The organism is Pseudomonas sp. TYF_14, assembly GCF_043105275.1.
Taxonomy (GTDB): domain Bacteria; phylum Pseudomonadota; class Gammaproteobacteria; order Pseudomonadales; family Pseudomonadaceae; genus Aquipseudomonas; species Aquipseudomonas alloputida.
Genome location: NZ_JBICLK010000061.1, coordinates 55632 through 70668 on the forward strand (window position 1 = coordinate 55632; position 15037 = coordinate 70668).

Annotated in this window: 13 protein-coding genes; 10 read left to right on the top strand and 3 right to left on the bottom strand. The window is 61.5% G+C overall.

Annotated features, from left to right (window positions below):
* Positions 1-24: 24 nt before the first annotated feature.
* Positions 25-1935: an AAA family ATPase gene (locus ACF8O8_RS16440; RefSeq protein ID WP_049587821.1), complete on the top strand. Its 1911-nt coding sequence runs from the start codon at positions 25-27 to the stop codon at positions 1933-1935.
* 37 nt (positions 1936-1972) lie between these two features.
* Here ACF8O8_RS16440 and ACF8O8_RS16445 read toward each other — a convergent pair whose 3' ends face one another.
* Positions 1973-3358, bottom strand: coding sequence for an aldehyde dehydrogenase family protein (locus tag ACF8O8_RS16445; protein WP_392509998.1), 1386 nt, complete (start codon positions 3356-3358; stop codon positions 1973-1975).
* Positions 3359-3465: 107 nt separating this feature from the next.
* Here ACF8O8_RS16445 and ACF8O8_RS16450 point away from each other — a divergent pair, with 107 nt between their 5' ends.
* From ACF8O8_RS16450 to ACF8O8_RS16460, 3 genes are all read left to right on the top strand, one after another.
* Positions 3466-4332: a LysR family transcriptional regulator gene (locus ACF8O8_RS16450; protein ID WP_004374302.1), complete on the top strand. Its 867-nt coding sequence runs from the start codon at positions 3466-3468 to the stop codon at positions 4330-4332.
* Between the two features lie 126 nt (positions 4333-4458).
* Positions 4459-4902: a hypothetical protein gene (locus ACF8O8_RS16455; RefSeq protein ID WP_010954041.1), complete on the top strand. Its 444-nt coding sequence runs from the start codon at positions 4459-4461 to the stop codon at positions 4900-4902.
* Between the two features lie 253 nt (positions 4903-5155).
* A complete protein-coding gene (locus ACF8O8_RS16460) occupies positions 5156-5677 on the top strand; it encodes an acyloxyacyl hydrolase (RefSeq protein ID WP_020193020.1) in 522 nt (173 codons plus the stop codon).
* Between the two features lie 31 nt (positions 5678-5708).
* Here ACF8O8_RS16460 and ACF8O8_RS16465 read toward each other — a convergent pair whose 3' ends face one another.
* Together ACF8O8_RS16465 and ACF8O8_RS16470 are read right to left on the bottom strand one after the other, a co-directional pair.
* On the bottom strand, positions 5709-7838 hold the full coding sequence (locus ACF8O8_RS16465) for a TonB-dependent siderophore receptor (protein WP_392509999.1): 2130 nt from the start codon (positions 7836-7838) through the stop codon (positions 5709-5711).
* Positions 7839-8092: 254 nt separating this feature from the next.
* Positions 8093-8983 (bottom strand): universal stress protein, encoded by an 891-nt coding sequence (locus ACF8O8_RS16470; protein ID WP_010954044.1) that lies wholly within the window; start codon positions 8981-8983, stop codon positions 8093-8095.
* Between the two features lie 125 nt (positions 8984-9108).
* On the opposite strand from ACF8O8_RS16470, the gene hisN reads away from it, so the two are divergent.
* From hisN to benB, 6 genes are all read left to right on the top strand, one after another.
* Positions 9109-9900, top strand: a complete 792-nt coding sequence (hisN, locus tag ACF8O8_RS16475; RefSeq protein WP_392510000.1) for a histidinol-phosphatase — start codon at positions 9109-9111, stop codon at positions 9898-9900.
* 185 nt (positions 9901-10085) lie between these two features.
* A complete protein-coding gene (locus ACF8O8_RS16480; protein WP_019751653.1) occupies positions 10086-10817 on the top strand; it encodes a hypothetical protein in 732 nt (243 codons plus the stop codon).
* Between the two features lie 300 nt (positions 10818-11117).
* Complete coding sequence (gene benR, locus ACF8O8_RS16485) at positions 11118-12074, top strand: benABC operon transcriptional activator BenR (protein WP_392510001.1); 957 nt, start codon at positions 11118-11120, stop codon at positions 12072-12074.
* A 94-nt stretch (positions 12075-12168) separates the two neighbouring features.
* Positions 12169-13098 carry an RHS repeat-associated core domain-containing protein gene (locus tag ACF8O8_RS16490; RefSeq protein ID WP_110771845.1) on the top strand — a complete coding sequence of 310 codons (930 nt, stop codon included), beginning with the start codon at positions 12169-12171 and terminating at the stop codon, positions 13096-13098.
* A gap of 83 nt (positions 13099-13181) precedes the next feature.
* The gene (benA, locus tag ACF8O8_RS16495) at positions 13182-14540 is read left to right on the top strand and encodes a benzoate 1,2-dioxygenase large subunit (RefSeq protein WP_004374325.1); all 1359 of its coding nucleotides are present in this window, start codon (positions 13182-13184) and stop codon (positions 14538-14540) included.
* Complete coding sequence (gene benB, locus ACF8O8_RS16500) at positions 14537-15022, top strand: benzoate 1,2-dioxygenase small subunit (RefSeq protein WP_010954049.1); 486 nt, start codon at positions 14537-14539, stop codon at positions 15020-15022. Before benA ends, benB begins: the two co-directional genes overlap by 4 nt.
* Positions 15023-15037: the final 15 nt, after the last annotated feature.

Sequence of the window (15037 nt, forward strand, 5' to 3'; positions counted from 1 at the left end):
GCCCTGATTTCACCCGAGGTGCCGATGTTCTACCTGCCTTTGCCCAGCGACCAGGCCGACCGCCTCGCCAGCGCGGCCGTTACCGAGTTCTTCACCACCGCCAGTGTTGTCGATGCCGCTACCGTTCTGTTCGTGCAAAACCTGCCACGCCAGCCTGCCACCGCCTCGGCCGACGCGCAGGAGCGTCGTTTCGCCGAAATCGTGCGCATCGCCAACGAAGTCGAAGGTGTCGCCCCCGGGCGCTTCCAGGCCCAGGTAGCACAGCAATTCGATCGCGAAGCGTTCGCCATGGGCCTGGGCATGCTGGGCGAAAACGGCATTGCACTGCTGTCGGCCGAAGTGCAGTACCAGGCGGACGAATGGCTGGATGACGAAGGCCAGTGGAACTTCCAGTTCGCCGACCGCTACCGCCAACGGGCCACGCCGCTGCACCCGGTGTACCTGCCGTCGCTGGCCAGTGACTTGATGCTCAGCGACCAGCAGAACCGCCTGCTGCGCGAATTCCTCAGTGGCATCGACGAGTCTGTGGCTGTGCAAGGTTTCGCCGGCACCGGCAAGACCTTCCTGATTCACCAGTTCGCCCGGCTGCTGGAGCCACAGCGCACCTTGCTGCTGGCCTTGACTGAAGGCCAGTTGCGCGCGCTGCAGGCGCGGGTCAAGGACGCTGCCGCCTATACCGCGCTGACCTTCGGCCAACTGGCTGACGAGCTGCTCAACCGTGACCTCACCAGCAACGGCTGGCGATTGCGCGATCCGTACCGCACCAAGCTGTCCTGGCGCCCCCAGGAAGCGCAAGTGGTGCGCTGGCTGTCCATCCCAGATATCGGCCCGCTCGCAGCGCGTGATGTGGTTGCCTTGTGTATCCGCGCCGTGCGCACGTTCTGCCACAGTGCCGATACCCAGCTTCAGCTGCACCACTTGCCCTGGGCCGGGCCTGGCACCTCGCCGCTGGATCAGGAGGTGCTGCTGGAAAAGGCACGCCTGTACTGGCAAGAGCTGATTCGCCCGTCGGCGCGGGACATTCAGCTGCCGGTGCGTGACTACCACCGGGTCAAGCTGCTGTCGCTGACCGAGCATGTGATCGACAGCCGTTACACTCATGTCATCGTCGACGAAGCCCACGAGCTGTCGGCACCGATGCTGGCGGTACTCGATCGCAGTCCGCAGTCGATCATTACCCTGGGTGACGAACTGCAAAACCTCAACGGCCTCAGCCCGCACCATGGCAGCTTCATCCGGCAACGCTGCATCGACCATTCACTGCGCGCCGGGCCGGCAATGGACAATGTGCTCAACCCGTTGATCCAGGCGCACCCGGCCACGATCCAGGCGGCCTTCAGTGGCAGCGCCGAGCACTACACCCGGGTCAGCTTCTTCGATACGGTGATGGTGCCGGAACAGCCCACGGCGCTTATCGTCGATGATGAATGGGGCCTGTTTGGCTGGTTCCAGCGCCTCACGCATCAGGGGGTGCCGTTCTTGTTGCTGAAAAGCGCTCGCAAGGACTTTGAACTGTTCGTCGAGGACTGCATCGAGCTGTACCGCTACGGCACCCGGCCGCGCCACCCGATGCTGTTCCGCTATGCCAGCTGGCAGGCGCTGGAACAGGACAAGGGCGATGACAAAGCGTTCGTCGCCGTGGCCAACATGCTGCGCAAAGGCTACACGCCGGAGCACTTTGCCAAAGCCAAGAGCCGTTACCGCTGGGACAAGGCGCCGAAGCTGTTCCTGGGGCGAGTACGGGATGTGAAGAACATGGAGTTTGCCCGGGTGATGGTGTCGCCGGAGCTGATGGTGGCGCCACAGGTGGCGGGTAACCGCAATGAACGGGCGCGTATGCTGGCGGGGTTGTATACCGCCTGTTCGCGGGCGCGGCATGAATTGATCGTGCCGGGGGGGATGCTGGACTGGGTCAAGGACCAGGTTCGGGATTGAAGCAGCTGGGGCCGCAAAGCAGCCCCAGGGTCATGAATCAGTTACGGTCCAGCCACACGGTCTGGGCATTGGTGAACTCGCGCACACCAAAGTGCGACAGCTCACGGCCGAAACCGCTCTTCTTCACGCCACCAAACGCCACGCGGGGGTCCGAAGCGCAGTAGCCGTTGATGAACACGCCACCGGTATCCAGTGCGGCGGTCATGCGTTCGGCCAGCGCATAGTCGGCTGTGTAGATGGTCGAGGCCAGGCCAAACTCGCTGTCGTTGGCCAGTTCCACGGCATGGTCGGCATCGCGTGCAGTGATGATCGCCGCTACCGGGCCGAACAGCTCCTGCTTGAACGCGGTCATGTCCGGGGTGACATTGGCGAACACGGTCGGCGCGTAGAAGTTGGCCACGCCTTCGACCTTGTTGCCGCCCAGCAGCAACGTGGCGCCTTCGGCCAACGTCGCCTGAACCTGGCCATCCAACTCGTCGCGCAGGTCATAGCGGGCCATCGGGCCGATATAGGTGTCGTCCTCCAGCGGGTTGCCGACTTTCAACTGGCGAGTGGCTTCAACGAACTTGCGGGTGAACGCGTCGACGATGCTGGCTTCCACGATCAGGCGCTTGGCGGCGGCGCACACCTGGCCGGTGTTCTGGTAGCGGCCTATCACCGCGGCCTGGACGGCGGCATCCAGGTCGGCATCGGCCAGCACGATGAAGGGATCGGAGCCTCCCAGCTCCAACACGCACTTCTTCAGCGCGGCGCCGGCCTGTGCACCAATCGCCATGCCGGCACGCACGCTGCCGGTCAGGGTCACGGCGGCGATGCGCGGATCGTTGATGGCGCGGGTGACGCCATCCGGGGTCACGTTCAGCACTTCGAACACGCCTTCCGGCAGGCCGGCATCCTTGAACAGCTCAGCCATCAGGTAGGCGCTGCCCATCACGTTCGGTGCGTGCTTGAGCACGTAGGTGTTACCCGCCAGAATCGCCGGCACGGCGCCGCGCAGCACCTGCCAGACCGGGAAGTTCCACGGCATCACGGCCAGGATCGGGCCCAGCGGGCGGTATTCGATACGGGCTTTTTCGACCTGGGTCGGCTCGGCGGCGAGCATGGCCGGGCCGTGCTCGGCGTACCAGCGGCAAAGGCCTACACACTTGCTGACTTCACCGCGAGCCTGGGCGATCGGCTTGCCAATTTCGCGGCTGATCATGTGCGCGAAAGCTTCAGCCTTGGCTTCGAGGGTGTCGGCCAGGGCCAGCAGGTACTCGCTGCGCTGACCCAGCGACACCTGGCGCCACTGGCGGTAGCCAACCTTGGCGCGTTGCAGCGCCGCTTCCAGTGCGGCGTCGGTGTCGAACGGGTAGGCGCCGATCTGCTCGCCGCTGTACGGGTCGAGGGAGATGGCGTGGGTCAGGCTGCTGATCGCGCTCATGGCGGGACACTCTCGATGTTGTTAATCAGTGAGGCCAGACTAGTGGGCTATGGCTTTAATGAAAACTGAATAATAATGAGCGAAACATTCACGTTTGGAGAATGGCTGTGGACCTGGTGCAACTGGAGATCTTCAAGGCTGTGGCAGAGCAGGGCAGCATCAGCGCCGCCGCGCAGCACATCCATCGGGTGCCGTCGAACCTGACCACGCGCATCAAGCAACTGGAGGAGGACCTGGGTGTAGAGCTGTTCATTCGCGAGAAGAGCCGCCTGCGCCTGTCGCCTGCGGGTTGGAACTTCCTCGAATACACCCGGCGCATCCTCGACCTGGTCCATGAGGCGCGGCTGACCGTGGCGGGTGAAGACCCGCAGGGCACCTTTGCCCTCGGATCGCTGGAAAGCACGGCGGCGGTGCGCATCCCGGCGCTGCTGGCCGCCTACAACCAGCGCTACCCCAAGGTTGACCTTGACCTGTCCACCGGGCCCTCCGGGACCATGCTCGAAGGCGTGTTGTCTGGCCGCCTGGTGGCCGCGTTCGTCGACGGCCCGGTGCTGCACCCGACGCTGGAGGGCATACCGGTGTTCGAGGAAGAGATGATGGTCATTGCGCCGCTCAACCATACACCGGTGACCCGCGCGCAGGACGTGAACGGTGAAAGCATCTACGCCTTCCGCGCCAACTGTTCATACCGCCATCACTTCGAAAACTGGTTCGTGCAGGACCAGGCGGTACCGGGCAAGATTCACGAAATGGAGTCGTACCACGGCATGTTGGCCTGCGTCAGTGCGGGTGCCGGCCTGGCCATGCTGCCGCGCAGCATGCTCGACAATATGCCCGGGTGCAGCACCGTTAGCGCCTGGCCAATGTCGGAGGACTTCCGCTATCTGAAAACCTGGCTGGTCTGGCGACGAGGTACGGTCTCACGCAGTTTGAGCATGTTCGTGAAGTTGCTTGAAGAAGGCCGCGCAAGCTGATGTTTTCACTCGATAACCTGATTATCTGAAGTGCATTTCACCGACATGACCAGGCATCAGCACGAACACCCTTTCGCTGGGAGGATCAGATAATAGGTAAGCCATCCTCGAAAGGAGGGTCGTACCATGCGTAACCATCACTATGCGCTCGGCGCTGCCTTGCTGATCACCCTGGCCCTGCCATGGACCCTGGCCGCCGCTGCCGACCTCAATGCCCCCATCGACATGCAGGCCGTGCAGTTGCAACCGCAGGAGCAGAATGGCGTGCGCTACCTGCAGGGCGGTATCGGCCAGGACGAGGCCAATGCCCTGCGCAAGACCACGGGTTATGACCTGCACGTAGAGCTTTCGACCGGCCCGGAAGGCAAGTTCCAGAGCGGGGCCACCGTCGATATCCAGAATGCCCAGGGCCAGCCCGTACTCAGTGTCAGCGATGCCGGGCCGCTGCTGTATGTGCAATTGCCTCCCGGCAAATACAAGGTCATTGGCAATGCCCAAGGCCAGGCGGTGCAGCAGTGGGCGACCGTCACGGGCAAGGCGCCCACGACCGTTAACCTTAACTGGCGTTGATGAAAAGTCGGGCAGGAGTACGCCTGTACTCCTGCCTGGGGTCAGGTCACGCCTCGCGAATTCCTGTGCCCGGCAGGCACATCTTTACCAAGTGATTTAGCCAATAGTGGCAATACACTTCCAACTTTCTGATTATCTGGACAATAATCAGAAAAGTATTACTTCGTATGACCGGTCTGGATGCACCGGTCAGCGCAAAACATCGAGGGGCCCAAGCCCCCGCTTGCCGTGTAGACCATCAGGAGAGTCGTTGATGAAAACCCGTCTAGCAGCTTCGCTGGCCGTAGCAGTGCTGGCCTTTGCCGGGGCCGATCTGGTCCAGGCTGCGCAGATATCAGGTGCCGTGGGTGCCACCGGCCAAGGTGACATGACTTACCGTATCGGCATGTCGTTCGACTGGGACAAGAAATGGCTGGAAAGCAGCACCGGCCATGTGAGCGGTTACTGGGATGCGGCCTACACCTATTGGGAAGGTGGCGATGCCAGTGGTGCGCATTCGCTGTCGTTCAGCCCGGTGTTCACGTATGAGTTCAGCGGCTTTACCTACACGCCTTACATCGAGGCAGGTATTGGCCTGGCAGCGTTTTCAAAGACCGACGTGGGCGACCAGCGACTGGGGTCGGCGGTCAACTTTGAAGACCGTATCGGCTTTGGCCTGAAGTTGCCGGGAGAACAGAAGGTAGGCATCCGTGCCATGCACTACTCCAACGCCGGGATAAAGCAGCCAAACGACGGCATAGAGTCGTACTCGCTGTTCTACAGCACAGCGTTCTGACATTACGGGGCCACTGCGCGGCCCCGGCAATTCAGAAGGTATAGGAAACGCCGGCCTGCACCGTGCGCGGTGCGCCGGGGTATACGTAGCTGTTGAACGCGCCCTCGTCATACCCCTTGTTGAACACGTTCTTCACGTCCAGGTTCAACCGCACGTGTTCGTTGACCTTGTAGAAGCTCAACAGGTCGACCACGCTGTAGCGTTCCATCGTGTAGGTGGCTGCCGATGTCTGCCCTGCACGGTCGTCTACATACTTCACGCCTACGCCCAGGCCAAGGCCTTTGGCCAGGCCATCCTGGAACTCGTAGGTGTTCAGCAGGCTGAAGGTGTTGCGCGGGATATTGGCCAGGTGCGTTCCCTTGGGCAGGGTGGTGTCCTTGGTGACTTCGGCGTCGACGTAGGCATAGCCACCGATCATGCGCCATTCGGGGGTGAGGTTGCCGGCGACGTTGATGTCCAGGCCACGGCTGCGCACTTCGCCGGCGGCAATGCTGTAGGTATTGGTCGAGTCGTTCGGGTCGCGAGTCAGGACGTTTTCCTTGGTGATCTGATAGATCGCCGCGTCGACGCTCAACTGCCGGTCCAACGCTTCCCATTTCACACCCAGCTCGTACGACTTGCCCTTTTCCGGGTCGAAGCCACCGCCGCTGGCAGGCGTGCCTGTGTTGGGCTTGAACGAGCGCGCAGTATTGGCATAGACCGCCACGGTGTCAGTCAGGTCGTAGATCAGGCCAAAGCGTGGCGTGACGCCGTTTTCGCCCTTGCTGAAGTCCCGATTGGCAGGTCGCTTATCGTCGTAATCGTGCTCGAAGCGCTCGAAGCGTACACCAGCCAACGCCTTCAGACGCTCGGTCAGCGCCACCTGATCCTGGATGAAGAAGGCCCAGGTCTGCAGGTTCTCACTGTCCCAGGTCGTTGGGACCGCAGCCAGCGCCGGTCTCGGTTGGCCGAGTACCGGGTCGTAGATGTCGATCGGGTAGGACGCGCTGGAACGTCGGATGATGGAGCTGTAGTGATAGTTCTCGTACTCGATGCCTGTCAGCAGGGTGTGGCTGAGCGTACCGGTATCGAAATGCCCGGTCAGGTTCAATTGCCAGTCACGGTCGGTCCATTCCAGCTTGCGGTAGTTGAAGTTCCGCTGCAGGGTGCGGCCGTCTGCCAGTAAATTGCTCCCCTCGACCGCATTACCCTTGAGCGAGCCATCGAGGTACTGGAATCCACCGCCCAGCGTCCAGTTGTCGTTGAGCAGGTGCTCGAAGCGCACCTGGGCCATGTTGTTGTCGTTGTGCAGCAGGTTGTCGCTGCCTTTCTCCCAGATGTAGGTATCGCGCGAGGCGCTGCCAGTCTGGGTGGGGTAGCGGGTCAGGCCGCGATCGAGGGGGTGGTTGTTGCGCATGAAGTCGCCTTCGAAGGTGATCTTCGTGGCGTCGTTGACCTGCCAGCTGATAACAGGGGCGACATCGTAGCGTTCGCTTTCGACATCGTCGCGGAAGCTGTCGCCGCCTTCACCCAGTACGTTCAGGCGGTAGGCCAGCGAGCCGTCCTGGCTCAGCGGCCCGGTGGCATCGAGGGTGGCACGGTGCATGCCCTGGTCGTCGAACTGGCTGCCAAGGGTGACCTTGGACTCCGGCAACGGCTGCTTGCTGACCACGTTGAACGTACCGCCGGGGTCGCCACGGCCGTACAGGCTGCTGGCCGGGCCACGGATGACCTCCAGTCGTTCGACGGTGTTGGCATCCGGGGCGTTGGGGTAGCCGCGGTTGATCGGAAAGCCGTTGCGATAGAACTCGCCGGTCGTGAAGCCACGCACAGTGAAGGTTGTCAGGCCCTGGCCACCGAAGTTGTTGGCGCGGCCGACACCACCGGCGTAGTCCAGGCCTTCCTGCAGGCGCGTGGCGCCCGTGTCTACCAGCACATCGTTGGGCACCACGCTGACCGATTGCGGGGTTTCGTGCAGCGCCGTGTCGGTGCGGGTGGCACTGGCCGAGCGGGTGGCCTTGTAGCCTTCGACCGGGCCGTCGGCGCGTTCGCTGTCGGCAGTACTGGTGATGCTCAGGGCCTGGAGTTCGATCTGGTTAGGGTCGCTGAGCGTTTCAGGCTCGGCAAAGGCCAGCGGGGAGACAGCATGAAGCACACAAAGCGAAACGAACGTGCGGCGCATCGACGGTACGGTCCTTGAATAGGGCGCTAAGGGCTGGGTCGGGAAATGCCGCGAACATACTACGAATCATTATCAAATGCATTAATTTTGAGTGGCACTGGTGTACCAGAAACCAAGAAAGATGAAGCGTCAGTGACAACAGTGCCTGCAGGCACTGCGAAGGGGCCGACAGGTTAGAAACTGCTCTGTGGCTGGAAGTGCCTCTTCGCAGTACAAGGTTATTCCTGCCTGGCCCCTGGGCAGCCTGCTGAAGCTCAGCGAACAGCCTTGATCGCCAACACATTGCACAGCGGGTGTTCCAGCACATGCGCCGTTGTCCCGCCGAGGAATGTCTGCATGGCGTCATGCCGGTGGCTGCCCATGACGATCACGTCCACCCGGTTGTGGCCGACGAACTGGGCAATGGCCCTGATCGCGGCCCCTTCGAGGAAGTGCCGGCGCTCCAGCGGGATCTGGTGATGGTCGCCCAGGCGGTTGAACGCAGCCCGCTGCGCGGTTCGCACACTGCTGTCGAAGCCGGGCATGGTGACCGTACCGGCGCCGAAGTCGGCGATGTGGGTCTTGGCCGCGTCGCACACATGCAGCAGGTGCAGTTCGGCGTTGCACTGCAGGGCCAGGTCATGGGCGCAGTGGATGACCTGCTCGTCCAGGTGCTCGCCAGCGCCATGGCTGTTCAGGTCCACCGTGGCGGCGATCTGCCGTGGCAGGGGCAGGCGAATGTCGCTGACCAGATGCACGGCGACCGGGCTGTCCTTGAGCAACTGCCAGTCCAGCGGCGTGACCAGCAGGCGTTTGAGTACGGGCTCGTGCTGTACGTCCTTGACCAACAGATCGCAGCCCAGCCGTTCGACCCGTTCCAGTACGCTGCCCAGCGGGTCGCGGGTCAACAACAGCTCGGTGGATACGTCCACACCGGCATCGCTCAGCTGTTCGGCCTCATCCGCCAGCCATTGGCGGTTGTCGCTGAGCAGCCGTTCACGCTCACGACCATCGCTCATCAAGCCAAAGGTGTCGACGTCGTCGACGAACACATTGATATCCAGCAGGGCACCGCTGGACTCTGCCAACGCCGCCGCGCGTTGCAGCGCAGGCGTATGACGCATTTGCGGGCCGAGCATGACGAACAGACGTTTGAACTGGCTCATCGCACACCTCCACGTGTGGCAGCCCCCCGGTGACCTGATCATGTTCAGTCTAGACTGCCGCAGCGTACAGCGGGGCGATGTGTCGGGTATGATGCGTGCCCCATCATTGTCACGAGGCCCGTCCCATGTCCCTGAGTGCTGAACAGATCGTTGAGTATCGCGCCTTTGCCGAGCAATTGGCCGATGCTGCCGCTGCAGCGATCGCGCCGTACTTCCGCGCCAGCCTGGATGTCGAGGACAAGGGCGGGCGTCTGTACGACCCGGTGACCGTGGCCGACAAGGCCGCTGAAGACGCCATGCGTGAGTTGATCCAGGCGCGTTACCCCGAACACGGCATTCTTGGCGAAGAGGCCGGCGTTGCGGTGGGCAGCAGCCCGTTGACCTGGGTGCTGGACCCGATCGATGGCACCCGCGCCTTCATTACCGGCTTGCCGCTGTGGGGCACCTTGATTGCCCTGAATGACGGCACCCGCCCCGTGCTGGGGGTGATGAACCAGCCGTTCACCGGCGAACGTTTCGTGGGTACCCCGGCAGGCGCCTGGCGCAGTGGCACGCCCCTGAAGACGCGTGCCTGCGCCGACCTGTCTGCCGCCACGCTGATGTGCACCACACCGGACATGTTCGACACCGCCGAGCGCAAGGCGGCATTCGAAGCGGTCGCCGGCAAGGCGCGGTTGATGCGTTATGGCGGTGATTGCTATGCCTACTGCATGCTGGCCTCGGGCTTTGTCGACGTGATCGTCGAAGCGAGCCTTCAGCCGTATGACGTACAGGCGCTGATGCCAATTATCGAAGGGGCGGGTGGCGTGATCACCGCGTGGGATGGCAGTTCGGCGCAGGATGGCGGGTGTGTGGTGGCCTGTGGTGACCCTGTGCTGCATGCGCAGGTGCTGGAGATGTTGCGCCACGCCATGTGATCCGGGTTCTTCGCTCCTGGCCTCTTCGCGGGCGAGTCCCTTCTTGTGGGAGCGGGTTACCCGCGAAGAGGCCGCCACAGGTTTGCATTCTCTCCAGCCACCGCACTTTTTCCCATTTTCGGGCTCTATGCTTGGCCAGGCCGCGCTGACTCCCGGCGCAGCCGCCGAATATCGACCCGGTGCCGATGGTTGCAAGCTACGCGAATTTCCTCCCCCGCCTGCTACTGACAGGTGCCCTGGCATGCCTGTGCGCCTGTACGCAGCAGCAGGGCCGTGACATGGTCAACCAGCTCGGCAACGGCAAACCCAGCGAGCTGTTCCAGACCAGCGTCGACCGCCTGGCCACGCTGTCGATGCGCGACAACCTGCAAAGCCTGTACCTGCTGATGAACAAGCTGTACCTGCGCAACCCCAGCCAGTGGAAGATGTCTGGCTACCTTGACGCCGCCACTGCCGAGCGACAGATCCGCATCGCCATCGAACAGCGCCGGCCGCTGCCGCAACTGGGCAACCGCCGTGACCTGGCGGCATTGAGCTACGCCCTTAGCCCGGAGTTTCGCGGGGATCGGGTCGGCGCCTTCATCTACGCCATCGGCAGCATGCTGATCACCGCGCATGGCGGGCGTACCGAGTTCTACATGACCGATACCATCGACCCCCTGTTCGTCAACAACGCCGCGCGCAATATCGAGAAGGCAACATGGATGCTCAGCCAGCGGCAAGATGCCAATGGGGTGTTGCTGCTGTTCTCTAACGAAATCTCGGAGGAGGGCAGCAACCTGAGTTTTGCCGTTGAGTTCGGCAAGATCGTCGCGCGGCTGGACTTGTTGGCCGAGTTGCTGGATGAGCGTTATCGGCGCATTGGCTTGAATTACGCGCAAAGCCTGTTGCTGATGAACTTCCTACCGGTGCAGTGAATGACGGTCGTTGCGGGAGCGCCTGGTCCGCCGTCACGTGCAGGCCCCGCAAGTACCGGAAGATACTGTTCGATAAACGAACACACATGACTCCGCAGCTGTCCGCTATCCGCCCAGCCAATCCCATCGTTGCATTGCCCAACCCCCGCCTTTTTGCTGTAGTGTCCCCTATCCGCCGGCTGTCGCCTGCCCCTGCGACGCGCTGCCAGCCCGATAGAATGACCGTGATGACCGCAACCACCGCTCACAAGGCGGTAGGGCGCGGCGACCAGAACAATAACGAGACCGAGTGCCTTGCCTATGGAAAGCCGCCTGCTGAGCGAGCGCAGTAGCGTGTTTCACCACGCCGACCCTTACGCTGTGTCCGATTATGTGAACCAGCATGTAGGCCAGCATTGCATCGGTCTGTCCCGCACCACCCACCCCCAGGCCAGCCTCAGCCATCGCAAGTTCGCCGAGCTCGACCTGTGCCGTATCAGCTATGGCGGCAGTGTTCGCGTGACGTCGCCCGCGCTGGAAACCATCTACCACCTGCAAGTCTTGCTTAATGGCAACTGCCTGTGGCGCGGGCACAAGCGCGAGCAGCACCTGGTGCCGGGCGAGCTGCTGCTGATCAACCCGGACGACCCGGTTGACCTGACTTACTCGGAAGACTGCGAGAAGTTCATCCTCAAGGTGCCGACCCGGCTGCTGGACTCGATCTGCGATGAACAGCGCTGGCAGCGGCCTGATGGGGGCGTGCGGTTCTTGCGCAATCATTACCGGCTGGATGAGCTGGATGGCTTCGTGAACCTGCTGGCCATGGTTTGTCATGAGGCGGAAGTGAGCGATTCGCTGCCCAGGGTGCAGGGCCATTACAGCCAGATTGTCGCCAGCAAGCTGCTGACTCTGATGAGCACCAATATCCGCCGCGAGAGCCTCAGTGCCCCGGAGGCCGGGCTAGAGCGCATTCTTGATTACATCGAACGCAACCTGAAACTGGAATTGTCGGCTGAAGTGCTGGCGGAGCAGGCTTGCATGAGTTTGCGTTCGCTGTATGCGTTGTTCGACCAGCACTTGGGCATCACGCCCAAGCATTACGTGCGCCAGCGGAAACTGGAACGGGTGCATGCCTGCCTGAGCGACCCTACTTGTGGCGTGCGCAGTGTGACGGAATTGGCCCTGGATTACGGTTTCCTTCATCTGGGGCGGTTTTCCGAGATTTATCGGCAGCAGTTTGGCGAGTTGCCTTCACAGACATTCAAGCGGCGCGCGTGACGGCGTTTGGCTTGTAGACCTGGCATTTATGCCAGTTGCGAGCGCTTTGCTGTTAAACCACCATTAGTTCTATGCCGGACGAATGGTCACAGCCATGCAGCAGTCGCAGAAACAAATTTATTTCTACGCTCCCGAAGGACTTTCGCTGGTCAAATATGTTGGCGCAGAAGCTTCGGCTTTGGTGCGCGCAGCAGGCCGGACGCTGGCGCAGCGTGATGATGTCCAGGCAGCGCTTTACGCAGCGGATCTACAAGGCTCGGTTCAGGGATGCATTGGGCGAAATGCAACGAACCTGATGCACTACACGGCGTATGGCTGGGACAGCCAAAATACTGATGCATCAGCGTTGTTGCGATTCACCGGCCAGCGGAAAGACACTCTCACGGGGCACTATTTGCTGGGCGATGGATATCGCGCATTCAGCCCGGTGCTGATGCGGTTCAATGCGCCAGACAGCTTGAGCCCGTTCGGTGATGGGGGGGCCAATGCGTATTGTTATTGCAAGGGTGATCCAGTGAACAAAGTGGATCCGAGTGGTCACGTTCCAACTGGTCACGTTGACTATCCGCCCAGCAGCTTCATTGCGGGCGGTTTATTTACCAAGCGATGGGGACTCCGCTCGGCGGCATCATATCAGTGGGGTCAAAAAGCTCCGGCCTTGAAAACCCTCGGTGTGCAGAAGGCAGTGGATGAATTCGACAGTACCCTCCCAGCCAGGATAAAACACGCCAAAAGAAACCAATCGTGGCACCCAAATGACGTACAGCGACTAAAGCGAGCTGCTGGCTGGTTCCAAAGCAGAGCGAATCGTTTTAACCTGGCTGTAAAGCACTTTGAGAAGGAACGTCTCCCGGTGGATGCCCAAGCAGCCCGGGAGACATTGCAGGAGGTGTTAAGTATCAAACAATGGGTTGATCGACACCTGGTAGCTGCAAAAGGATTTTTAGAAAAGCGTGAGTTGTTCGAAGCATTGCCATTTTCTGAAGTTACCGAAAAAGTACCGAACATCCGTAAATCTGGATAACGTTCTGCACAATCCGGATAGCCCCCCGCCAGCCGTCTCCCTAACCTGACCAGGTCTAAACAATAACAAGGGAGACCCTGGCCATGTCCCTGGGATTCGACTACCTCAATGCCATGCTCGAGGACGACCGTGAAAAGGGCATCTACCGCTGCAAGCGGGAGATGTTCACCGACCCACGGCTGTTCGACCTGGAGATGAAACACATCTTCGAGGGCAACTGGATCTACCTGGCCCACGAAAGCCAGATCCCCGAGAAGAATGACTTCCTCACCCTGACCATGGGGCGCCAGCCGATTTTCATCGCGCGCAACAAGGACGGTGAGCTCAATGCCTTCCTCAACGCCTGCAGCCACCGCGGTGCCATGCTGTGCCGGCACAAGCGCGGCAACCGTTCCAGCTATACCTGCCCGTTCCACGGCTGGACGTTCAACAACAGCGGCAAACTGCTGAAAGTGAAAGACCCCAGCAACGCCGGCTACCCCGACAGCTTCAACTGCGACGGCTCCCACGACCTGACCAAGGTGGCACGCTTCGAGTCGTACCGGGGCTTCTTGTTCGGCAGCCTGAACGCCGATGTGAAGCCGCTGGTCGAGCACCTGGGCGAGTCGGCGAAGATCATCGACATGATCGTCGATCAGTCGCCTGAAGGCCTGGAAGTGCTGCGCGGTGCCAGCTCGTACATCTACGAAGGCAACTGGAAGCTCACCGCCGAAAACGGCGCTGACGGCTACCACGTAAGCTCCGTGCACTGGAACTACGCCGCCACCCAGAACCAGCGCAAGCAGCGCGAGGCGGGTGACGAGATCAAGACCATGAGTGCTGGCGCCTGGGCCAAGCAGGGCGGCGGTTTCTATTCCTTCGACCACGGCCACCTGCTGCTGTGGACCCGTTGGGCCAACCCGGAAGACCGCCCGGCCTATGAGCGCCGCGACCAACTGGCCGCCGATTTCGGCCAGGCACGTGCCGACTGGATGATCGAAAACTCGCGCAACCTGTGCCTGTACCCCAACGTGTACCTGATGGACCAGTTCAGCTCGCAGATCCGCGTTGCCCGGCCGATTTCGGTGAACAAGACCGAAATCACCATCTACTGCATCGCGCCGAAAGGCGAGAGCGCCGATGCTCGTGCCAAGCGTATTCGCCAGTACGAAGACTTCTTCAACGTCAGCGGCATGGCCACCCCGGACGACCTGGAAGAATTCCGCTCGTGCCAGACCGGCTATGGCGGCGGCACTGGCTGGAACGACATGTCCCGTGGCGCGAAACACTGGGTCGAAGGCGCCGATGAGGCGGCCAAGGAGATTGAACTCGAACCCCTGCTGTCGGGCGTGCGCACCGAGGACGAAGGCCTGTTCGTGCTGCAGCACAAGTACTGGCAGGACACCATGATCCAGGCCCTCAAGGACGAACAGCAGCTGATCCCCGTGGAGGCCGTGCAATGAGCCTGTATGACACCGTGCGCGACTTCCTGTACCGCGAAGCGCGCTACCTGGACGATGCCCAGTGGGACCAGTGGCTGGAACTGTACGCCAGCGATGCCAGCTTCTGGATGCCGAGCTGGGACGATGACGACACCCTCACCGAAGACCCACAAAGCGAAATCTCGCTGATCTGGTACGGCAACCGTGGCGGCCTGGAAGACCGTGTGTTCCGCATCAAGACCGAGCGCTCCAGTGCGACCGTGCCCGACACCCGCACCTCGCACAACATCAGCAACATCGAGATCGTCGAGCAGGGCGAGGACAACTGCCAGGTGCGCTTCAACTGGCACACCCTGAGCTTCCGCTACAAGACCACCGACAGTTACTTCGGCACCAGCTTCTACACCCTCGACCTGCGCGGCGAGCAGCCGCTGATCAAGGCCAAGAAGGTGGTGCTGAAGAACGACTACGTCCGCCAGGTCATCGACATCTACCACATCTGATATAGGGTTTTTCGA

What these genes read in the sequence shown, in the direction of transcription:
- ACF8O8_RS16440 (WP_049587821.1), top strand. Translation starts at nt 25, where the DNA reads ATGTTCTACCTGCCTTTGCCCAGCGACCAGGCCGACCGCCTCGCCAGC.
- ACF8O8_RS16445 (WP_392509998.1), bottom strand. Translation starts at nt 3,358, where the DNA reads ATGAGCGCGATCAGCAGCCTGACCCACGCCATCTCCCTCGACCCGTAC.
- ACF8O8_RS16455 (WP_010954041.1), top strand. Translation starts at nt 4,459, where the DNA reads ATGCGTAACCATCACTATGCGCTCGGCGCTGCCTTGCTGATCACCCTG.
- ACF8O8_RS16460 (WP_020193020.1), top strand. Translation starts at nt 5,156, where the DNA reads ATGAAAACCCGTCTAGCAGCTTCGCTGGCCGTAGCAGTGCTGGCCTTT.
- ACF8O8_RS16465 (WP_392509999.1), bottom strand. Translation starts at nt 7,838, where the DNA reads ATGCGCCGCACGTTCGTTTCGCTTTGTGTGCTTCATGCTGTCTCCCCG.
- ACF8O8_RS16470 (WP_010954044.1), bottom strand. Translation starts at nt 8,983, where the DNA reads ATGAGCCAGTTCAAACGTCTGTTCGTCATGCTCGGCCCGCAAATGCGT.
- hisN (WP_392510000.1), top strand. Translation starts at nt 9,109, where the DNA reads ATGTCCCTGAGTGCTGAACAGATCGTTGAGTATCGCGCCTTTGCCGAG.
- ACF8O8_RS16480 (WP_019751653.1), top strand. Translation starts at nt 10,086, where the DNA reads ATGGTTGCAAGCTACGCGAATTTCCTCCCCCGCCTGCTACTGACAGGT.
- benR (WP_392510001.1), top strand. Translation starts at nt 11,118, where the DNA reads ATGGAAAGCCGCCTGCTGAGCGAGCGCAGTAGCGTGTTTCACCACGCC.
- ACF8O8_RS16490 (WP_110771845.1), top strand. Translation starts at nt 12,169, where the DNA reads ATGCAGCAGTCGCAGAAACAAATTTATTTCTACGCTCCCGAAGGACTT.
- benA (WP_004374325.1), top strand. Translation starts at nt 13,182, where the DNA reads ATGTCCCTGGGATTCGACTACCTCAATGCCATGCTCGAGGACGACCGT.
- benB (WP_010954049.1), top strand. Translation starts at nt 14,537, where the DNA reads ATGAGCCTGTATGACACCGTGCGCGACTTCCTGTACCGCGAAGCGCGC.